Source organism: Symploca atlantica LB2515 (genome assembly GCF_052546295.1).
This window is the reverse complement of sequence record NZ_JBQWMT010000001.1, coordinates 1,156,480-1,176,722: the sequence shown is the minus strand read 5'-3', so window position 1 is coordinate 1,176,722 and position 20,243 is coordinate 1,156,480. Positions and strand designations below refer to the sequence as shown.

The following is a 20,243-nucleotide window of genomic DNA, read 5'->3' as shown; positions in this document are numbered from 1 at the left end:
GTTTTAAGAGCTTGTCTGGCAGATATTCAAAGCTTAACTTCTCAAACAATTATCACACCGACCACATTTAAATCCCACTGCTTCTTGGGTAAAGCCAAAAGCTTGCAACAAAAACTGCCAGCGGCAGTTGCGGGTATGGAGATATTGGCTCATTTGTTTGTGTACCAGCTTTTGGGTAGTACTCAACTTAGCCAAAGATCCAGACTTTGCTAAACTTTGTTGCCGATAATGAAACGGATCAAGCCATTCTAGTTGTCCGGCGCTGTGCAAAAGTGCCAAAGCAATTGCACCGTCGGGAAATTGTCTAGCCACAGTTGCCAGATTACCTTGAGTTGGTAGTTGCTTGACTAAACGCTGGGCATCTTGTGATTGCGATCGCAACTTAGCAGCAAAAAACTCTTGTCTTTGCTTATCTTCTGGATTTAACCAGCCTGTTGGCTCACTAATCAAGGTTAGGGCATGAGTTGGCTTGCCATCCCGCCCTCCTCGCCCCACTTCTTGGATATACTCTGATAGCAGCTGAGGCGACTGAAAATGCACTACCCAGCGCACATCTGGCTTATTAATCCCCATGCCAAAGGCAGAGGTACAGACCACAAATTGAGTCTTCCCACTCAGCCAGCTAGCTTCCCTTTGGCGGCGTTCCTCAGGATTCAAGCCAGCGTGGTAAGCTGCGGCAGCGTAACCTTTTGCGGTAAACCACCCCGCTAACTCTTCACTGTCTCGCCGGGAACGAACATAAACTAAGCCAGTTTGTGGAGTTCTGGCTTGGATAAACTGCAACATCTGCTGGCGGCGTCCCCTGGAAGTCCAGACGGTTTGCACTTTAAGATGAAGATTTTGCCGATAGGGGCTGATTAAAAAAACCTTGGGTTGCTTTAGTTGCAAGACGTTGCGGATAGTTTGCTGCGTGCTGGGGTCAGCCGTTGCAGTGAAGGCAGCAATGCTAATTTTCGTTCCTTGAGGCTTATACTTGAGTAAAGTTGGTCTTACCGCACCCAGACGCCGATAAGCTGGTCGAAAAGTATCACCCCACTGCACTAGGCAATGAGCCTCATCCAGAATTAAGCCGTTAATTTCCAGTTGCGGTTGGCACAATTTTTCCCATACTGGCGCACTCAGAAGGGTTTCTGGCGAAAGGTAGAGTAATCTTAACTGTTGTCTTGCTAAAGTTTGCAGAGTTTGCCGTCTTTGGTGCGTTGGCAATTCACTATGTAAGAGGGCAGCAGGTAGGTTGCGATCGCATAATTCTTGCACTTGATTTTCCATCAGTGCTACTAGAGGTGAAACCACTAAGGTTAATCCAGTGCTGAGTAGTGCTGGTAGTTGGAAGCAAATTGATTTACCCCCACCCGTCGGTAAGACAATCAACGCATCTTGTTTTGATAATAGAGCCTGAACAATCTCACCTTGGGGAGGTCGAAAATCATCGTATCCCCAAATTTTTTGGAAAGTTGCACGAACTTTGTCCCAGGATGTGATTTCGTTTTTGTTCATGGGTAGTAAATACCGCTGGTTGTAGATTCACGACTTTGACTGTGAAAATCAGCATAAAGAAATGCCACAGTTCGAGAAACCAGAAAATACACTGATTTTTCTGGCTGTTAGGGCAGTTTTGTTAAGAAAAATTACAAGAGGCGAAGCCCTGCATAAAAGTTTGGACTAATCTCGAAAACTCTTTAGCAACTCACATAACTCTCAATAAACGAGATTAGCAAACAGGAACTACAAACTATGAAACTCTGCTATCGGGGCGTTTCCTACCAATCCACTCCTAACCTGATCAAAACTGTTGAGACAGAAACCGTTGTTAAGTTTCGCGGTTTAGCCTACAGAGTGCGGCGACTAGTCAATCCTTCGATTCAGCCTCAACTTGATTTAGTCTATCGCGGCGTTTCTTATCTCTCAGACAAGACAAACCTATCCCCCTCCCAACCTCAACAGCAGCCGATTAGTGGCGATACCACTCCTGCATGTAATTATTAGCTTGCATCTAATGAGTTTTGAGTGAGGGGTAACTCAATAACAAACTCTGTTCCTTGTCCCTCTACTGAATGACACTCCAACTTACCCCCATGTTGGTTGACGATAATTCGGTAACTGATGGATAACCCTAAACCCGTGCCTTTTCCTGGGGGTTTGGTGGTGAAGAAGGGGTCAAAGATGCGAGGCTGTATTGCTACTGCGATACCAGGGCCATTATCAGCAATGCGAATCGCTAGGCGAGACTTTTCGAGAACTTCTGTACGAATGCAAATGCAAGGGTTTTTAGAATAATCTTGAATAGTTTGCAGCTTATCTGCTGAACCTGTAACCTTGACTCTTTCTAACCTCAATTCTTCTAGGGAGTCGATCGCGTTACCGAGAAGATTCATAAACACCTGATTAAGTTGACCAAGGTAACACTCGACTAAAGGCAGTTGTCCATAGTCTTTAATTACTTGAATCTCACAAAATCTTGACTGTGGTTTCAGTCGGTGTTCTAGAATTAGTAGAGTATTATCGATACCTTCGTGAAGATCTGCCCGTTTAACTGTTTTTTCGTCAAAGCGGGAGAAGTTACGCAGTGACTGTACAATTTGGTGAATCCGATCAGCACCTTCTTGCATCGACTCTAGCAGCTTCGGGAAATCTTCAGCGATGAAGTCAATGTCGAGGATTTCCTGTTGTTCGATAATCTCTGACTCTGGTTGTGAGTATTGCTGCTGGTAAAGTTGGAGCAGTTGCAGCAGATTTTGGGCGTACTCTCTAGCTGGGTAGATGTTGCCGTAGATGAAACTGACAGGGTTGTTGATTTCGTGGGCAATTCCTGCAACTAGCTGGCCGAGGCTAACCATTTTTTCGTTTTGCACCAGCATGACTTGGGTGCTTTGAAGTTCTTTGAGGGCGATTTCTAGTTGTTGAGCTTTTTCTCGTTCTCGCTTAGTCAAGGTAAGCAAAGCTTCCTCGGTGTGCTTGCGTTGAGTAATCTCTTCAACTATGTAAGAAAAACGTGATCGCCCATTCGCCGCTTTGCCAATAAAACAGACGGTAGCTGATAACCATTTATAATCTATGCCACTCTGGTGTTGGTACTCAAAGCACACAGGAGTTCTTGTGAGTTCACTTTGACGATAATTGCTGATCCACTGACGCAGATTAGTTGGAAGAGAACCCATCTGACTAGCCAGTTTATTCTGCATCGCGGCAGTACTAGTCCCGAAAAATTGCGCCGTAGTCTGGTTATCAGACAGATGCAAGATATCATCTTCAAGCAATTCCACCACACCCATCATCATCGGGGAACTATTATAGAAGCTTTGCAGAATTGCTTCTTGTTCCTGTCTAGTTGCTTCTGCCTGCTTACGTTCACGAATTTCCTGTTCCAGAACATGATTAGCACGGCTCAACTCGGCTGTCCGTTCCTTGACTCGTTGCTCTAGCTGATTATTCAGGGTGACGAGTTCGGCTTCCATCTGCTTGCGTTGCGTAATATCTCGCAAAACTGACAGATGAAGGTGGGGCAGAAAGTTCGCAGTTGCTGCATAGTCAACTACTCGCACTTCCCCATCGGCACGCATGAGGCTAAACTCACCTTTAACCTCTCTTTGTTCCAAGAAACTGCGCCACACCTGATTAAAGTCAAAACCTAGTTCAGCAAAGTCGGAAATCCTGCAACCCAATAATTCTGCCTGCGATAGACCAAAAAGTTTGCAAGCTGCCGGGTTAGCCTCTACATACCTCCCCTCGTCGTCTGCAACCAAAATGGCATCAAGTGCACCCTCGAAGAAGGCTCGCAGTTGGCAATCGCTGTCTCGGCGTGCTTCTTCTAACCGCTTGCGTTTAGTGATATCACGGCAGCAATAAAGAACGCTACCTCCATTGAGGGAAACCTGCTTGACGTTGATCAATAAAACACGGGGATTACCAGTCTTATCTATAATCTTTCTTTCAATATTGAGGATTTCTCCCCTAGTTTGCAAGTCTTGCCACTCGAAGAGGTTGTCTCCTAGTAAATGGGCAATGTTATAAAATTCCTGTATTTCCGAAGTGCAATAGCCAAAAAAACTTTCTACATTAGGGGAAATAAAGGTAAAAACTCCGGCAATATCTGTAATAAAAAAGCTTTCAGAACTACTACCGAGAATTAACCTGTACATTTCCTCTGATTCAGGCAATAATTTTTCTTGTAGATTCTGCTTTTCTGGATAATTAGCTGGTAGCGACTGAGTTTTTCTTGCTACCTTGGAAGTCTTACCAGGGTGGAACTTGGGGTAATCTCTTGTCATTTCCAGTATTCATATTTATGGCAGAAAAATTCAAAGCCCAAAAATTTGCATGCAAAACCAACCGCTTCATCGTAAAAACATGGGTTCTCCCACGAAAATACCATCAAGCTGATCCTGAAGCTGATGATTTACAACTATTTCTTCAGAAGTTATGAGATTGTATTCAGCAACATTCTAGCCAAAACTATTAAGGATGGGTTAATAACTTATAAATTATTTATTAATTTAATTACTATTAATAGTGAAGCTTTGATGAAACATCAGTAGTGATATTTTAGACTGTCGAATCAGGTCAAGCCTTGCTTAGTGCTGCTTTCTGGTTCTTCTCTTCAACGGCTGGTTTAACTAAAATATTCTCATTTTGTTGCTACTACTGCCAGATTCCAAGCGAATCGCTTGATTCCAGGAACTTTTTTCAACAATCCATCTAATTTTTCTAACCGCTGATAAGTTGATGCTAATCTTTCTTGTTCAAGAATAATTTTCTTCCAATAGCGCTCTTGATTGGGGTCAACTTTCTCAATTAAATAGAAGTGTAAAAAAATCCACAAAGTTGCTAGCCAAAATGTATCGTATGCCGTTTCTGAAAAAAGAGATTTAATGTAATTAATCAGATTAATATCCAGTGGCATTTCATCTTCTGTACGCACTTCAGTTGCCATACGTCGATAAACATTAATTACTGGATTGTGCTTTAAAGGATCCCAAAAACAGGCTTTGCCACCAGGTTTGAGAACTCGATGCATTTCCTGTAAAGCGATTTTGGGGTCTGGAATATGGTGTAATAAATTGGAAGCATAAACAATATCAAAACTATTTTCTGGGAAATCCAGTGCCATGGCATTTGCAGTACGCCCTTCAATCTCAATTCCCTGACTTGCTGCTAGCTGAAGCGCCACTGCTACCATTCCGGGTGAATAGTCGGTTGCTACAGTTTGCGCTCCTTGTTTAGCAAAATAAACGCTATTTTCACCAGCACCACAGCCCAAATCCAAAAGCCGTTTACCTCTAATATCTCTGAGTTCTTGGAGAATAAATCGGTTTTCTGGAGCAGTACAGGCCTCAAAATAGTCTGCTACCCTAATGCCGTCTACATCAATTGCGGCAGCCCAGGCGTCATGGAAGCGTCGTTCTTTTTCTAAGGTTTCTTCTGACATGAAACTTGTCAAGCTTAGGGGGATAATTCCGAATTTTGTCAGGCGTCTATCTATTTTTAGATATATTTTTACCTAAAACCAAGACACCAAAAAAGCTAAAGTTTCTACGATTTTGATGTCTTGGTTACTAAAAGAGACCCTTAGTTGGTGACTTTCTCTTGTCTGCGCTGACTCTCGCTATTGGAGGATGACTCCGCATTCTGCAATGCTCTATAAAGACGGTTTAGAGCATTAACATAAGCTTGAGCAGAAGCAACGATAATATCGGTGTTGGCAGCGTGACCGGAAAATACCCTGTCATCATAGCGCAGACGAATTGTTACTTCCCCGATCGCGTCAATTCCCGCTGTCACTGACTGTACGGAAAACTCAATTAGCTCATTAGGAACGTTGACTACGCGGTTAATTGCTTTATAAACAGCGTCTACTGGTCCAGTGCCAATGGCAGCATCGATTAGTTCTTCACCAGTGGGGGTTCTTAGGGTTACAGTTGCTGTGGGGCGAGACTTGTCGCCGCAGGAGACTTGCACTAAATCGAGATGAAATAACTCTGGTGTCTGCTGAATTTCATCGTTAACGATCGCTTCTAAATCCCAATCGGTGACGTCTTTCTTCTTATCCGCCAATTCTTTAAAGCGGAGAAATGCTTTATTTAGTTCTGTTTCCGACAATTCAAACCCCAACTCTGTTAGGCGAGTGCGAAAGGCATTGCGACCTGAATGTTTACCCAGTACAATTTGATTGTCTGTGAGACCAATCGACTGGGCATCCATGATTTCGTAGGTAAGCTTATTCTTGAGGATGCCATCTTGGTGAATGCCTGACTCATGGGCAAAGGCATTGGCTCCGACTATTGCTTTATTTGGCTGTACTAACATCCCCGTGAGGTTAGAAACTAGGCGGGATGTTTTATAAATCTGATGCGTGTCAATATTGGTTAGTGGTTCTTCTGATTCAGCAGGACGCCCCAAGAAGGAGTTAAAGTACTGCCGTCTGACATGAAGCGCCATAACTACCTCTTCTAGGGCAGTATTCCCTGCTCGCTCACCAATACCGTTGATGGCACATTCTAGCTGCCTTGCTCCATTTTTCACTGCTTCCAGGAAGTTGGCAACTGCCAAGCCAATATCATTATGACCGTGGACAGAGATAATCGCTTGGTCAATGTTGGGAACGTTTTCTTTAATGCCTCGAATCAGTGCGCCAAATTCGCTGGGAGTCGTGTAACCCACAGTGTCGGGGATATTAATGGTTGTGGCCCCAGCGGCAATTGCTAGTTCTAAAATTTGGTAGAGGTACTCTGGATCGGTGCGAGTGGCATCCATGGTGGAGAATTCGACATCCTCAACAAAGGATTTAGCATAAGCAACCATTTCTTGGGCAATGGCTAATACTTCAGCCCTTGATTTTTTGAGCTGGTATTCTAGGTGAATATCTGAGGTAGAAATAAACGTGTGGATTCGCGCTTTAGCTGCTGGTTTGATCGCTTCTGCGGCAGCTTTAATGTCTGCTTTAATGGCTCTTGCCAAACTACAAATGACTGGGCCATCTTCTGTACCTACTGCCTGAGCAACTTTCTGAACTGCTTCAAAATCTCCGGGACTGGCAATAGCGAAACCGGCTTCGATTACGTCTACCCCTAGACGTGCTAACTGTCTAGCAATGAGTAGCTTCTCATCTACGTTAAGAGTTGCTCCGGGACACTGCTCTCCATCTCGAAGTGTAGTGTCAAAAATGACAATGCGGTCTGATTCAACTTGCTTGTTCATCGTTTAATTTCCTCAAGTTAGGTCTGTTGCGAATTATCTCCAAAATTACAATGATCTGGTCTACTTAAGGTGGCTGACTCATTGTTTTATTTAGGTCAATAAAATAATTGAGCTTTTTCAAGCTATAAAATCTCCTGAAGCCTTCCACTTCAAAAATAATAATTAAAAATCAACTTTTTCAATCTGGTCACGAATCTCATTTAAATCTATATACAAATCAGTTGCATTCCGTAATTCTCTGGCAATCATTCCTTCAGTTGATACTACTGTGATATGGGTATTCTTGGAACGTAATAACTCAATTGCCCTTTCAAAATCGCCGTCACCACTAAAAAGAATTACCCGGTCATACTGGTCTACTGTATTAAACATATCGACAACAATTTCTATATCTAAATTGGCTTTTTGAGAATAGCGACCAGAATTATCATCGTAATATTCTTTGAGAATTTTCGTGCGGACAGTGTAACCTAAACTAATTAGTGCATCCCTAAAACCACGCTGATCTTGGGGGTCTTTCAATCCGGTGTACCAAAAGGCATTAATTAGACGGACATTTGGTTCACTTTTGAAGTAATCTAAGACCCTTCTCGGGTCAAAAAACCAGCCGTTTTTTTGTTGAGCATAGAACATATTGTTACCGTCTACAAAAATAGAAAGACGGTTCATCAAGCAAGGCATATCAAATAAAACCTAATAGTTAGTGACAATTTAAGATAATTTCTTATTTTAGCAATTTTTATCTAATAATTTTCTAATAGTTAGTTTGCTACGGTAAGTTTTGATGCTTTTCCCTATTAATCGTTTGAGCAACACCCTCACTTAAATTACTCGAAAGACAAGGGAGCTAGTAACTCCCTTTGCTTTATCGCTATCTAAGTCTTGGGTATAGGTAAATTCGAGACAGTTATAAAAATCTACTGTTGGTGTACTTTATCATCTCTACATTAGAATTTGTAGATCAGCGTTTCCTTGAAGAGCAGCTCAAATTGTAAGGAAGTTCATTGTAAATAAGAACACCAGTCACTCCAACTACCAGCGTAGAGCTTACCTGTGTCAATACCTGCCAGTTTTAGAGAAAAGAGATTAACGCAGGCGGTGACGCCAGAACCACAATAAACTAACACTTCTTGCTTATCCTTAACATCCACCCATCGCTGTTGTTGCTTGGCTAATGGTTGCAGATGTCCCTGGTTATCAGTGACTTCTTGCCAAGGGTGATTTAGGGCACCGGGAATATGACCCGCTACGGGGTCAATTGGTTCTTGTTTTCCCCAATAGCGATCGCTATCCCGTGAATCTACCAGCGCCACGTCTGGCAAATCTTTGCGAGTTTTTACTGCTTCAATATCTACCACCCAATCTTGTCGAAGCTGAGGCGTAAAGGTTCCTGGCTGCGCTGCTGGCAAAGCGTCAGTGACTGGATACTCTGCTGATTGCCATGTTTTCCAACCACCATCGAGCAATGCAACCTTATCATGTCCCAAATAGCGTAGCAACCACCACAGACGTGCTGCAAAAGCTAATCGAGAATCATCATAAGCAATAACCAAGGTTTCCTGAAAGTTAACTCCTATCGCTGCTAAGCGATGCGCCAACTTATGAAGATCCGGTAAAGGATGACGCCCTCCATGTTGTTCAGGAGAGCTAGAAAGATCCTTATTTAAGTCAAGATAGTGAGCACCCGGAATGTGACTAGTTTGATACTGTCGATATCCTAGTTCTGGATCTGCTAGAGCAAAGCGACAATCGACAATTACAACTTGTGGGTGATTGAGGTTTTCTCTTAAGTACTCAGGAGAAACGACAAAAGGGCTTTCTATCATATGAAGTTAGGGATTTTCGACGACGACCGTTTCCGTTACCCCACTAGCGTTATTTTTTCTGAGACAGTAAAAATAGCAGCTGGGAATATTTGATAATATAGACATAGTTATATATTGATAATATCCTGGTCACTGGCAACTCCAGGAAAAGAAATATCTAAAGAAGTAGAACCTAGGCAAAATCTATCGTGTTTTGCCAGGATGGCTAACCCTGTAGGGAAACTCAGAGCAAGGTTTGCCCGATTTGGCAACTTAAGTTGTCAGGGTAAGCAACCCCCTACTTTGTACAGTGGCGACAGAGCATCAGTAAAGCGATCTAATCTTTACTAACAAAACTATGAGAACTTGGCAAAAATAACTAGACTAATCAGCTCTACTCCTAACGGGTAATAGAGCGGGACACTATTAGAGAATTTGTAAAATCATCCCCTCTCTGGCTAAAAGATGGTTAGGTAATACCGATTGGATTTGCTCTGCTACTGTGTCAAGAAAGTCATCGTCATAGTCAGGATCATAGCGAGAGAGAACTACCCGCTTGACATCGGCTTGTTTAACTGTTGCCATGCCAGTTTGCCAAAGTTTGTCTTGCCACTTCAGGGGGCTACAGTTGCGAGTGTCATCAAGAGAAATAGCGCCGGGAGCATTTAAAATCAACAAATCCGCTTGATTTCCTAAGTGCAGCAGATTTTTATCGAGATTATTCGGGTAGAATAAGCGACTAGTAGCGTAGACCAGCGAACGTCCTTGCCAGGTTACTCGATATCCCAGAGACCGATTTGAGTAATTGAGATATGCTGCCTCAACTACCACATCATCAATGAATATTTGATTATTGGGGGCAGCAGTAAGGTTGTAGAACTGAAGTTCTGACTGCATAACCTTCATTGGCACGGGAAAATTGGGAGCGAGCATCTGGCAACCCATTCGCCTTTCTATTGACTGACCATCAGCCGCAGTTGCTCCATAAATATGAAAACAATTGCCGGCAATATAGGCAGGTTTAAAAAAAGGAAAGCCTTGTATACTATCCCAATGGCAATAAGTCAAGAACATATAAGCTTCCAGTGGCATCTGCTTGAGCAAATGATTCCCTAACAATCGCAAGCCACTACCACCATCAAAAATTAGAATTTTTTCGCCGACACGTACTTCTACGCAGGAAGTATTGCCGCCATAGCGAACTGTCTTGTTTCCCGGAGCTGAGATTTGATCTCTAACACCCCAAAATTGGACAATAAAATCGCCTTTAGTGTTGGCAGTTGGTAGATTTGGTGCCGCTGGAGCAAGATCTGGCATCTTTAACAATATAAGTTAGCCTTAACTAGCAACTCTCTATGCCGATTTCCACTAAATGATACTCAGAGCAGATGGGTAATCGTTGAGTCGGTAACTAGGGCTATCTGTAATAAGGGACGGACGTTGCATATTTAGAGGAAACTTCTTAGGACTAGCAAGTACAAACGTAAACTGTGATTGTCTACTTTTGTCTAAGCTTCATATTTCAGATATTTGATGCACCCTTTCCTGAGTAGGAAGCTTTTGTCCAGCAAGTCAATTCTAGCGTTCTTGACACAAGTGGGTAAGTTTGACTTCAGGAAACAGAGCAGAGTACTAAAAAACTTGAGGTAAGGGTTTTTGTGTTGATTTATACAGATTTTCTTTGAAATATATCGCGATGAGTAGATAAATAAGAGAGAGATGCAGGGGAGTTAGTGCCATGAAGTATATCTTTTGGAAGGAACATAAACCACGCCCCTAAATCTCCCTGCTTTTCAGAGTAAAGGTATCTGCTTTCCTTTTGTGTGCCTCTTGGGGCTGCTTAGTGTCTCAAAGCGAAGATATAGTTCCTCTTACTTGATGGAAGCTTAACCAGTTATTCACTGTAGACAATCTACTTTTGACCAGCTTTGATACACTCTTCGATCAGCGGTGCTACTTGGTCTAGGTTTTTCCAGCCAAGAATTTCCGTGACTTTCTTCTCTAAGTTTTTATAAGTACTGAAAAACTCAGCAATTTCGTCCAATCGATGCTGTGCTATATCATCGAGGGACATTACTTTGGTATATCGTGGGTCTTTGGCGGGAACGCAAAGAATTTTCTCATCGCGATCGCCACCGTCAATCATTTCCAGCATACCAATAGGGCGTGCGGCAATCACGCAGCCGGGAAAAGTCGGCTGATCCATTAACACCATACCGTCTAGGGGATCACCATCATCGGCCAGGGTATTAGGAACAAAACCGTAGTCGTAAGGGTATTGCACAGAAGAATAAAGCACCCGGTCAAGAGCAAAGGCTTGCAAATCCTTGTCAAACTCGTATTTGTTTTTGCTACCTGCCGGAATTTCAATTAATACATTGATGAGACCCGGTTTTGGTTGAGCAGGAATGAGTGATAAATCCATGACCGAATTGTTCAAAAGAAACAGCAAAATGGTGAACATCTCAACTTTCGTAGAGAGTCAATAAAATTTACCGCCACAAATGAGTTCTATCCGGTTAGTTCGGTAGATACATTTGCACGGATCCATCAAGACTCTCTAATGTTGAGATGTCTTTTAATAAAGCTCAAGCACGCAGAGGATAGACAATCCTAGTCAGCCTTGACCTACCCCCGTGAGCATTTTAAGGCAAGACGTACATCAGCATCTAAGGACTCTTAAGATTGAGACCTTGATTGCCGCCGTGATTTCCTTGAGCTAACTTATCTCAATCAATCATGACATGCTTGTTCAGTTATCTAAAAATTTCTCACAGGTAATGCTGCTCAATCCTCTGGTCTTGGCAGAGGGTAATTTGTTTGTTCCCACACGTCAAGGCTGCTGCTTGAGGAGTAGTAAGCGATGACGCACAAAGGCAATGTCAGGGTCAACAAAGCAATTACCGTGCCTATGACTTCCGCCCACCTATGAGGATGAGGTTCAGAAGAGTTGGCAGAAGAGCCAGTTGATTCCATAAAATAGTTGCAATTGGAACTAGGTAAATTAAGAAGAGCTAAGATTTGATAATCTCCTAAGCTCATACTTTTCATTGTAACGAGCTATACTCCAGCAAATTCTCTTAGATCTCAAAACCTTAAGAAAATGCCCTGAGGAAAGAAATAGGCAGCCAGAAAACTTCTACTTAAGGAAGATTTTTTGTTTGCCGAGAGTAACTATGATTCTCTCTGACCAGAGTTTGTTACTCTACCTCTTTTATCCCCTGAACCATGCTGTGCAAGAGTTAACCACTTTGCTATCAGTTCAATTATACTCGGCTCTTAGTAAATTATCTCCATAATCGTTCTTCCTCCTAAATAGGTGTGGGAGTGATACTATTTCACATTGAGAAGAAAAACTGCTGAAGTTAATTAGAGATCAGCTATCTAGCGGCATAATCCTTTATCGGTTCTTTAATTAAGCGAATGTAGAAATGCTTAAAGGTAGACTTGATCACGCGGGGCATACCAAAATCAATAGGAACTAAAGCATCTGGTAGCCGCCAATCCGTCACTTGCAGTTGCCTTGGCTGTTCAAGGAGAAATTGAATATCATTGATGCTTGCAGAAAGCCCTAGGCGCTGAGCCACTGCTACTGTGGGGATTAGCGCGGGGTCAACGCTAAGAATTTCCACTACAGAGCGATCCAAGGCAAAGACATCCTCGGATGCCCCCAAGATGTTTAGGCGTCTTGGTTCGCCACCACTGGGACCATTACCCTCGTGAGCCATGATCCCATCAATAATTGTCAAGTCTGGATTAATCGTCTGTGCGGTTTCTACCAACATTTCCCCAAAGCGTTGCTCATCTTTACCTGCCTCCATGTGCCACCAGGCTTTCATTTTGCCAGGAACGCAGCCGAACAAGTTCTTAACGCCCATGGTTAGCGTTAACTGCACATGAGATTTTATTTTGGGTAAGTTAATTACAACATCTGCCTCCATAGCTTCTTTGGATAGACGCAGATGGTTAAAGGCGGGATTTTGAGTTTCGTAGCGCTGAGCGTGAAATTCGATAATCGGTAAGTCGAGTTCTTCAAGCACTGGCAGATAACCGTTAGCTTTAGCAACACCTTTAGCACTACCAAAAGCGGGGCTATCCCCTAAGAATGGCTGACCACCGGCTTCTTTAACTAACTCAGCAACACTATAAACTAACTCAGGTCTAGTAATGCATTCCCTGCCAGGATGACCTGCGGTAAGTAGATTAGGCTTGAGTAAAACGCGATCGCCTTGGTTGACAAAAGCACTTATACCTCCTAGTGGTTGCAGCAAGGTTTCCAAAGATGCTCGCAGTGGTTGTCTTTCGTAGGAATCGGCACGAATCAAACTAACAGTAGGCATAAGACTTCCTTGAGGATTACCAATGCTAAAGACCCGTATTGCTCCTAGTTAGAGGCGTCAAACGCTCAGCTTGAGAAAATACCTCTTCTCCTTGAAGCTGGGGAACAGAAGGCTTAAGTTCTATTTTGTAGATATTTGCCATGTTGATAAAAACCGTCTCTTCTGGTAGGTGGAGAATACACCAAGGTTGCTTTAAGCGGTGTCGCAGATCTTGTCTAATCGACCAATTGGGTTCAGTAGAATCTAAGTTCTCAGCAATGCTAAAAGATTCTGTGCGACCGTCGAGGTAGTAAAAGGTAAGCTGCACAAAGCTATCCTCAATTGCCATCGGACGAAGCTCCTTGTGTTGCAGTGTTGGTTTTTCAGTACGTGCGAGAGCTGACAATCTTCCGAAACTTTACCACCACTTATAGAGATCACTCAAACTCTAACTTGTCTCCCTTAATAAGTAATAAGCATGCCCTTGTTCACGGTTGAATGTAATACATATCTTAAGAGTCCCCCTTGTCCTCCCTGTCCTCCCTGTCCCCCTTGACTCCCCGATCTACTATTTTTAAGTAACGACTTGATATTAGGCTTCGCTTTTGGGCAGGGTACTCATTTGCTCAAGATCTAGTACTTTTGCCAGAACCTCAGGGCTGAGTAATTCTCGCTCTAGAACAATCTGCCGTAGGGATTTGCCGGTTTCTAAAGATTCTTTGGCAACAGAGGCAGCATTGAGATAGCCAATATGGGGATTAAGGGCGGTAACTAGAGCGAGGCTACCTTCTGCATAACTTAAGCAGCGATCGCGATTAGCGGTGATCTCTTCAAGACAACGTTTCGTCAAGACTGAGATTGTGTTACCTAAAATTTCGATGCTATGGATGAGGTTGTAGGCAATCAGTGGCATCATCACGTTGAGTTCTAGTTGTCCTGCTTGGGCAGCCAGAGCGATCGCACTATCGTAACCCATCACCTGGAAGCAGACCATAGAGGTCATTTCAGCCATTACTGGATTGTATTTACCGGGCATAATCGATGATCCCGGTTGTACTGGTGGCAGTTGAATTTCCTTAAGACCCGTTTTGGGGCCTGAGTCCATCAGCCGCAAATCATGGGAAATTTTGACACAATCTTGTGCTAGGTTCCTTAAACTCCCAGAAATATGGACAAAAGGAGCCATACTTTGCATCGCTGCCATTAAGTGTGGAGCAGGTTTCAAGGGTTGCCCTGTCAATTGGGAGAGAATTTGAGCAACCTGCTGCCGATATTGGGGATGGGTGTTTAGCCCAGTGCCTGCCGCAGAACCTCCTAAGCCCAGCGTCATCAAATCTTCAGAGGCTCTTTCAATACGACTCATCTGGTCTGCAAGGATTTGCGCCCAAGCCCGAAAACCTTCCCCAAGCCTCACTGGCACAGCGTCCTGTAGATGAGTTCTACCAGACTTGACTATTTCCTGAAATTCATCTGCCTTGTTATCGAGAGCGGCAATGGCATCTGATAAAGCTGGGTAAAGAGTATGCTCTAGTGCTAACAGAGCACCGATGCGAATGGCAGTGGGGATCACGTCATTGGTAGACTGACCATAGTTTACGTGGTCATTAGGGCTAACGCGCTGGTAGTTCCCTTTTTTGTCCCCTAAAATTTCCAGGGCCCGATTTGCCAGTACTTCGTTGACGTTCATGTGGTGAGAAGTACCAGCTCCAGCTTGGTACACATCTACTACAAACTGGTCGCGAAACTGACCTTGAAGAATTTCATCAGCAGCCTGAACAATGGCACGGGTAATTTCTTGGGGAATGCAGTCTAGCGCACCATTAGCGATCGCAGTGGCTTTTTTAATCAGAACACAGGCATCGACATAGGTTGGTAAGGGCTTGATTCCGCTAATAGGGAAGTTTTCTATTGCCCGCAGCGTCTGAATTCCGTAATAGGCATCGCTGGGGATTTGTCGCTCTCCCATCGAATCGCTTTCCGTGCGGTAGGTCAAGCCTGTTGCTTCGGTCATGTTTATTGTTCTGTATATCTTAACCAAAATGACATCATCCCACGGATGGCGGTCTTACTAGGTGACGCATTGAGGCTTTATCTTAAAGTCTCCCTTCGGCTTGAGCGCGTTCTAACCCTTCCCTAATTAGTCTCTGGGCTGTCCTTCCCTCAGAACGATCTTCCGCTAAAGCCAACTTTTTTAACTTTTCGCTCTCATCTTCTGCCAAAGGTACATTCAGCCGCCGAACAACTTCCTTTCTTTTTTCTTGGCTCATTGTAGTTTTTTTTGATTTAAAAAGAGCTATTATGGCTATATTTTAAGCTCTATGTCTGCTAAAGAAAATGTCTTGTTTTCGAGCCATAAGAATTAAATAAAATTAAACAAAAAAAGCATTAAATAAAATTAAACAAAAAAAGCGCCCTCCCAGTGGAAGGCGCTTTCTTGTTAGCTAGAGATTGGAAATCTCTGTCTCTATTTAATTAGCCGTTGATAGCTGGAGCAGTGAGTGCTACTGGTGTAGCTTCGCCTGCTGCCAAGTCTAAGGGGAAGTTGTGAGCGTTGCGCTCGTGCATTACTTCCATACCCAGGTTGGCGCGGTTCAGTACGTCTGCCCAGGTGCCAATTACGCGACCTTGTGAGTCAATTACTGACTGGTTGAAGTTGAACCCGTTCAGGTTGAATGCCATGGTGCTGATGCCCAAAGCTGTGAACCAGATGCCGATTACTGGCCATGCACCCAAGAAGAAGTGCAGAGCGCGGCTGTTGTTGAAGGATGCGTATTGGAAGATCAAGCGACCAAAGTAGCCGTGGGCTGCCACAATGTTGTAGGTCTCTTCTTCTTGACCGAACTTGTATCCGTAGTTTTGCGATTCGGTTTCTGTGGTTTCACGCACCAAGGAGGAGGTTACCAAGGAACCGTGCATTGCGCTGAACAGTGCTCCGCCGAAGACGCCTGCTACACCTAGTTGGTGGAAGGGGTGCATCAGGATGTTGTGTTCTGCTTGGAACACGAACATGAAGTTGAAGGTTCCTGAGATTCCTAGAGGCATGCCATCTGAGAAGCTACCTTGACCTAGGGGGTAAATCAGGAATACTGCACTCGCTGCTGCTACTGGTGCGCTGTAGGCTACGCATATCCAAGGACGCATTCCTAAACGGTAGGATAGTTCCCACTCACGACCCATGTATGCAAATACACCAATCAGGAAGTGGAAGATTACCAATTGGTATGGTCCACCGTTGTAGAGCCATTCGTCTAAGGATGCTGCTTCCCATATTGGGTAGAAGTGCAAGCCAATGGCGTTGGAAGAAGGTACTACTGCTCCAGAGATGATGTTGTTGCCGTACATCAAGGAACCAGCTACTGGTTCGCGGATGCCATCGATGTCCACTGGGGGAGCTGCGATGAAGGCAATGATGAAGCAGGTGGTTGCAGTTAGCAGGGTGGGGATCATCAACACGCCGAACCAGCCTACATAGAGGCGGTTGTTGGTTGAGGTTACCCAGTTGCAGAACTGCTGCCACAGAGAGGCGCTTTCGCGCTGCTGTAGTGTGGTAGTCATGTGCTTATGATTGCTTGATGAATTTTCTAGGTTCTGCAGACGTTTTTTCGTCTGTATGTATTTACACTAAATCATTAATTGATTTTTGTAAAGCAGATTAGAGCAATTGCTTTGAGTTTTGTTAACTTTGTTGTCATTTTTCCTGGAAAATACCTTAAACGCAGGGTTTCTGGCTCTCAGATTGCATTATGAGAGATTTACCGAATTACACATTTACTCAATGAGAACTGGAAGTGAACTCAAGCTTTGAGAGGGTTTCTTTGATATCTAAAGACACAAATTGATCTATTGCTTTGTAAACCCAATGAATCTGCAACTTGGGATCAGCTACGGTCATTTGCCCTCCTAGAGAGATTCGTAGGGCTTCTTCACGAGGATTTAGGGCAATGCAATACATATCGCACAGATCAGGAAATTCCCTCTGCATTTGTACTAATGTCTGTTGCATGTCTTCTAAGAATAGAGAAACATTTTGCTTATTTTGGTAATGAGCATCTATTTCCCAAGCCCTGATGAAAACAGAAGAACAATCAGACTCGCCGGGAATAGCCATGGTGAAAGGATCCATTTCCTCGGCAGTACCAAAATAGAGGCTTTTGTTAGGGGGGATAAAAAAGTTAGCTTCAGACTCTGTTGAGGCAGGATAGAGAATGTAAAAACCGACAGGGTTGAGGTTGTCAGAACGACGTAGCACTCGCATTCCCTGTGGATATTGTTTTGCCCAAGTGCGCAGTGCTTTATTAATTTTGTAAGGCACAACCGGGGCGTTGCTGCTGACACCGTTTAAGTTGTTAGCAATTAGATTAGCCGCAGGAACTGCATCGGTTCTGGGATTAAATGCGTCTACTACTAGCTCTACCAACTTTACTTCTTTGGGAGATAGTTCAGTTTTTGGCTGATAGCGGATCTGAATGCAAACACTATTGCCATCAAAATTTTTCTCAATTAAGCCGAGTTCACTAAGCCGGTCAATCATCATACCAGCTGATCGCTCACTACCCCGTTCTTTTTCAGCATAGAACAATTCCGCTGCCTCTCGATGGGTACAAGGGATAAATCCTTTGGGTATATCTAATTCCATTAATGGCTGTTTTAATAGGGCACCTAACTCTTCCTGTTGCTTGAGTAGCAAATAAGTCCACAATCGCACGAAACATTCAGCGCGATGGCGAGTTAAACCAGGCCATCGTCGCGTGGTTAGCTTTGAGATATAGTTGCGTTGCTGTTCAGTAGGGAACCACTGCTCAATCAATTCGGGATTCATAACCCACAGGTCATTGGAAGACTGTACAAAAGTTTTTAGCTCTAGGGAACTGGTTAGTTAGGCGCGACTAAATTCATCATCTAGCGATTCCCCACCATAGACGATCTAGTGTCATACCTCGGTGCGTAGCCAACAGGTTAGCGATAGCGCTAAGCAACAAGGCAACACAATACAGAATTACCTGAGCAACATGGTTAACTTGTTCCTCAGCAAGGACTACAGACACTAATTATCGGCTAACGCCTAAGCTACTGAAGACAACACCCTTAGATAAGATTATTTCGCAATTTATTAGCAAAACTTAAAAACTGTAGAAAAACTTCACCCTGCTTCAGGTCACTTCGCGCTACTTCAGCCTACTTCACAGAGTATCAGATAGTTGAGGGGGTCTGCAGTAGGCTCATTGTGGTTACATGATGTTGACCTTCAGAATGACTGTATCACTTAACTGATAAGACCTGTTACTACTTGACTTTTCAGTTAGCAGACTTGAAGGAGGTCGACTATGTCATCCCTAACAACCAATCTGAACAGTCCAATCGAAACTGTCGAAAAAATCAATTATTTAGAAAGATCACACGAAGAATTTAGCTCTCAACAGGTAAAGTCATCTTCTTTGCTACAGGCAATTATCGAAGGCTTCATTGACGGTGTCTTGATTTTAACTAGTCGAGGAGAGTGGGTGCACGCTAACTATAGCGGGCGTCAAATTTGCCAGCAAATTTCTCAGGACACGTGCCAATTCAATTCTGTACCTCAGCCAATTTGGCGGGTTTGCCAATCTTTGATCGATAGTCGCAATTGGTTTCCTGAGCAAAAAATGATTATCGAAGATGAAATTAACACAGATAATTTAAATTCTTATCGCCTTCGAGTGCGGTGGCTGGTCTTAGAAGAAAGCGCTCAACCTTACTTGTTAGTGACGATGGAAGACAAAAGTCAGTCTAGTTTAAATACAGCCCTTGCTGAAGTTGATAAATACGGCTTAACGGAACGTGAGGCAGATGTTTGGTTGCTCAAGCGGAAAAATTACTCCTACAAAGAGATTGCCCATCAGCTTTACATCACAGCCAACACGGTTAAGAAGCATCTGAAAAATATTTACGCCAAGCAAAAGGAGTTCCAGTGGAGCCAAGAAAAGTAGTTGGTTGCTCCTGCTATGACAATCCGACTTGATTTGTTAATTTTGAGGATAAATAATAGGAACAAAGGTAATAGGGAGAAATGGTTTCGTCATGCCTTTGTTAACAAATTATTTCGGGTTAATTGAGAATCCAATAAATAAGAGAATTATCACCAGCTTCTTTGTTGGTGATAATTCTCTTATCTATCGACTAATCAAGTATTGTAATACCCAGTTTTTCTCTAACCTCAGCTAAAGGAGTTTCCCAATCAGATTCAATATTCCAGTTAATTAATTTTCTGGCAAATCTGCCTTTTTTGAAAGCCTGTTTAATCTCGTTGAAATGGCACTTTTTAGTTAGTAAACCGGCTAAGATTAGTATCGTACTCGTAGGACGAAACACTTGAGCTCTTGCAAAAGCTTGGATTTTCAACTCATCTGCTTCTGAGTTAGAAAGTCCTGTGAGTACATGCCAAACATCATGAGAACGCTGAACAAAATCTCCTGAATTGATTGGATCAAAACCGTTTTCATCTAAGAAACGAGCAACTTCTCGACCTAGCGTACCATCTGGCAAATGACGCAACTGTTCTGTGTCAATTCTGAACTGGTCGTGATGATTAATCTGAGGATTAATTGTCCGAGCCAGCATTAAGAAGAATTTTAGACGTTTATCTTCCATAATTTAGATCTATTGGTAAATACTTTCAGGTACTTTGAGAGGTAGATCTCATGCCTCTAAAGTTGATCAGGACAAATTATAAATTCTCACAGAAACCATGATTTTCCGGATTAATTGTCTAGCTTTTGGTAAAAATCAGATATCTTCATCAGATTCTGTTCCTAGATTTGTGCAAGAACAACATTGAAATTGCGCCAAGGTTTTTACGTAGGCATCTTTATTACCTATCATCCTGTTTCTAGCAATTTATGCAAGAAGTCTCGTCTTGAAGTAGAAACCTAGGAACCACTCCATAATTTTG

The 20,243-nt window shown here is 43.2% G+C and carries 19 protein-coding genes; 2 read left to right on the top strand and 17 right to left on the bottom strand.

The genetic code is table 11. The annotated features are described in order from the left end of the window. Window positions 1-33: 33 nt before the first annotated feature. Window positions 34-1,497: a RecQ family ATP-dependent DNA helicase gene (locus ACT7WV_RS04995; protein ID WP_445101840.1), complete on the bottom strand. Its 1,464-nt coding sequence runs from the start codon at window positions 1,495-1,497 to the stop codon at window positions 34-36. A 237-nt stretch (window positions 1,498-1,734) separates the two neighbouring features. On the opposite strand from ACT7WV_RS04995, the gene ACT7WV_RS04990 reads away from it, so the two are divergent. Continuing rightward, complete coding sequence (locus tag ACT7WV_RS04990) at window positions 1,735-1,986, top strand: DUF4278 domain-containing protein (RefSeq protein ID WP_445101839.1); 252 nt, start codon at window positions 1,735-1,737, stop codon at window positions 1,984-1,986. Here the strand turns inward: ACT7WV_RS04990 and ACT7WV_RS04985 are convergent. The 15 genes from ACT7WV_RS04985 to ACT7WV_RS04915 all read right to left on the bottom strand — a co-directional run bounded on the left by ACT7WV_RS04985 (window position 1,983) and on the right by ACT7WV_RS04915 (window position 18,363). Next, entirely contained in the window at window positions 1,983-4,268 is a 2,286-nt protein-coding gene (locus tag ACT7WV_RS04985; RefSeq protein ID WP_445101838.1) for a PAS domain S-box protein, read from the bottom strand. The two genes, ACT7WV_RS04990 and ACT7WV_RS04985, sit on opposite strands and share 4 nt — an antisense overlap. Before the next feature lie 356 nt (window positions 4,269-4,624). Further along, window positions 4,625-5,425 (bottom strand): class I SAM-dependent methyltransferase, encoded by an 801-nt coding sequence (locus ACT7WV_RS04980; RefSeq protein WP_445101837.1) that lies wholly within the window; start codon window positions 5,423-5,425, stop codon window positions 4,625-4,627. 140 nt (window positions 5,426-5,565) lie between these two features. Further along, on the bottom strand, window positions 5,566-7,194 hold the full coding sequence (locus ACT7WV_RS04975) for a 2-isopropylmalate synthase (RefSeq protein ID WP_445101836.1): 1,629 nt from the start codon (window positions 7,192-7,194) through the stop codon (window positions 5,566-5,568). Window positions 7,195-7,356: 162 nt separating this feature from the next. Further along, window positions 7,357-7,875, bottom strand: a complete 519-nt coding sequence (locus ACT7WV_RS04970) for a LabA-like NYN domain-containing protein (RefSeq protein ID WP_445101835.1) — start codon at window positions 7,873-7,875, stop codon at window positions 7,357-7,359. A 320-nt stretch (window positions 7,876-8,195) separates the two neighbouring features. Further along, window positions 8,196-9,020: a sulfurtransferase gene (locus tag ACT7WV_RS04965; RefSeq protein WP_445101834.1), complete on the bottom strand. Its 825-nt coding sequence runs from the start codon at window positions 9,018-9,020 to the stop codon at window positions 8,196-8,198. A gap of 405 nt (window positions 9,021-9,425) precedes the next feature. Then, a complete protein-coding gene (locus ACT7WV_RS04960) occupies window positions 9,426-10,316 on the bottom strand; it encodes an MBL fold metallo-hydrolase (protein ID WP_445101833.1) in 891 nt (296 codons plus the stop codon). A 595-nt stretch (window positions 10,317-10,911) separates the two neighbouring features. Next, window positions 10,912-11,424, bottom strand: coding sequence for an inorganic diphosphatase (locus tag ACT7WV_RS04955; protein WP_445101832.1), 513 nt, complete (start codon window positions 11,422-11,424; stop codon window positions 10,912-10,914). 362 nt (window positions 11,425-11,786) lie between these two features. After that, window positions 11,787-12,050, bottom strand: a complete 264-nt coding sequence (locus tag ACT7WV_RS04950; protein WP_445101831.1) for a TLTLP motif-containing protein — start codon at window positions 12,048-12,050, stop codon at window positions 11,787-11,789. A gap of 329 nt (window positions 12,051-12,379) precedes the next feature. Continuing rightward, window positions 12,380-13,339 carry an Npun_F2552 family protein gene (locus tag ACT7WV_RS04945; protein ID WP_445101830.1) on the bottom strand — a complete coding sequence of 320 codons (960 nt, stop codon included), beginning with the start codon at window positions 13,337-13,339 and terminating at the stop codon, window positions 12,380-12,382. A gap of 25 nt (window positions 13,340-13,364) precedes the next feature. Beyond that, window positions 13,365-13,667, bottom strand: a complete 303-nt coding sequence (locus ACT7WV_RS04940; RefSeq protein ID WP_445101829.1) for a hypothetical protein — start codon at window positions 13,665-13,667, stop codon at window positions 13,365-13,367. 243 nt (window positions 13,668-13,910) lie between these two features. Continuing rightward, the gene (locus ACT7WV_RS04935; protein WP_445101828.1) at window positions 13,911-15,329 is read right to left on the bottom strand and encodes an aspartate ammonia-lyase; all 1,419 of its coding nucleotides are present in this window, start codon (window positions 15,327-15,329) and stop codon (window positions 13,911-13,913) included. An 82-nt stretch (window positions 15,330-15,411) separates the two neighbouring features. Next, entirely contained in the window at window positions 15,412-15,585 is a 174-nt protein-coding gene (locus ACT7WV_RS04930) for a hypothetical protein (RefSeq protein ID WP_445101827.1), read from the bottom strand. Window positions 15,586-15,790: 205 nt separating this feature from the next. After that, window positions 15,791-16,873: a photosystem II q(b) protein gene (gene psbA / locus ACT7WV_RS04925; RefSeq protein ID WP_445101826.1), complete on the bottom strand. Its 1,083-nt coding sequence runs from the start codon at window positions 16,871-16,873 to the stop codon at window positions 15,791-15,793. Window positions 16,874-17,090: 217 nt separating this feature from the next. Then, on the bottom strand, window positions 17,091-18,137 hold the full coding sequence (locus tag ACT7WV_RS04920) for a hypothetical protein (protein ID WP_445101825.1): 1,047 nt from the start codon (window positions 18,135-18,137) through the stop codon (window positions 17,091-17,093). Window positions 18,138-18,213: 76 nt separating this feature from the next. Next, a complete protein-coding gene (locus tag ACT7WV_RS04915) occupies window positions 18,214-18,363 on the bottom strand; it encodes a hypothetical protein (protein ID WP_445101824.1) in 150 nt (49 codons plus the stop codon). Between the two features lie 279 nt (window positions 18,364-18,642). On the opposite strand from ACT7WV_RS04915, the gene ACT7WV_RS04910 reads away from it, so the two are divergent. Then, complete coding sequence (locus tag ACT7WV_RS04910; RefSeq protein WP_445101823.1) at window positions 18,643-19,281, top strand: helix-turn-helix transcriptional regulator; 639 nt, start codon at window positions 18,643-18,645, stop codon at window positions 19,279-19,281. A 190-nt stretch (window positions 19,282-19,471) separates the two neighbouring features. On the opposite strand, the gene ACT7WV_RS04905 is transcribed toward ACT7WV_RS04910, so the two are convergent. Further along, window positions 19,472-19,942, bottom strand: a complete 471-nt coding sequence (locus ACT7WV_RS04905) for a Coq4 family protein (RefSeq protein WP_445101822.1) — start codon at window positions 19,940-19,942, stop codon at window positions 19,472-19,474. Window positions 19,943-20,243: the final 301 nt, after the last annotated feature.

Coding starts and splice junctions, on each gene's coding strand:
- ACT7WV_RS04995 (WP_445101840.1), bottom strand. CDS start 1,497: ATGAACAAAAACGAAATCACATCCTGGGACAAAGTTCGTGCAACTTTC.
- ACT7WV_RS04990 (WP_445101839.1), top strand. CDS start 1,735: ATGAAACTCTGCTATCGGGGCGTTTCCTACCAATCCACTCCTAACCTG.
- ACT7WV_RS04985 (WP_445101838.1), bottom strand. CDS start 4,268: ATGACAAGAGATTACCCCAAGTTCCACCCTGGTAAGACTTCCAAGGTA.
- ACT7WV_RS04980 (WP_445101837.1), bottom strand. CDS start 5,425: ATGTCAGAAGAAACCTTAGAAAAAGAACGACGCTTCCATGACGCCTGG.
- ACT7WV_RS04975 (WP_445101836.1), bottom strand. CDS start 7,194: ATGAACAAGCAAGTTGAATCAGACCGCATTGTCATTTTTGACACTACA.
- ACT7WV_RS04970 (WP_445101835.1), bottom strand. CDS start 7,875: ATGCCTTGCTTGATGAACCGTCTTTCTATTTTTGTAGACGGTAACAAT.
- ACT7WV_RS04965 (WP_445101834.1), bottom strand. CDS start 9,020: ATGATAGAAAGCCCTTTTGTCGTTTCTCCTGAGTACTTAAGAGAAAAC.
- ACT7WV_RS04960 (WP_445101833.1), bottom strand. CDS start 10,316: ATGCCAGATCTTGCTCCAGCGGCACCAAATCTACCAACTGCCAACACT.
- ACT7WV_RS04955 (WP_445101832.1), bottom strand. CDS start 11,424: ATGGATTTATCACTCATTCCTGCTCAACCAAAACCGGGTCTCATCAAT.
- ACT7WV_RS04950 (WP_445101831.1), bottom strand. CDS start 12,050: ATGAAAAGTATGAGCTTAGGAGATTATCAAATCTTAGCTCTTCTTAAT.
- ACT7WV_RS04945 (WP_445101830.1), bottom strand. CDS start 13,339: ATGCCTACTGTTAGTTTGATTCGTGCCGATTCCTACGAAAGACAACCA.
- ACT7WV_RS04940 (WP_445101829.1), bottom strand. CDS start 13,667: ATGGCAATTGAGGATAGCTTTGTGCAGCTTACCTTTTACTACCTCGAC.
- ACT7WV_RS04935 (WP_445101828.1), bottom strand. CDS start 15,329: ATGACCGAAGCAACAGGCTTGACCTACCGCACGGAAAGCGATTCGATG.
- ACT7WV_RS04930 (WP_445101827.1), bottom strand. CDS start 15,585: ATGAGCCAAGAAAAAAGAAAGGAAGTTGTTCGGCGGCTGAATGTACCT.
- psbA (WP_445101826.1), bottom strand. CDS start 16,873: ATGACTACCACACTACAGCAGCGCGAAAGCGCCTCTCTGTGGCAGCAG.
- ACT7WV_RS04920 (WP_445101825.1), bottom strand. CDS start 18,137: ATGAATCCCGAATTGATTGAGCAGTGGTTCCCTACTGAACAGCAACGC.
- ACT7WV_RS04910 (WP_445101823.1), top strand. CDS start 18,643: ATGTCATCCCTAACAACCAATCTGAACAGTCCAATCGAAACTGTCGAA.
- ACT7WV_RS04905 (WP_445101822.1), bottom strand. CDS start 19,942: ATGGAAGATAAACGTCTAAAATTCTTCTTAATGCTGGCTCGGACAATT.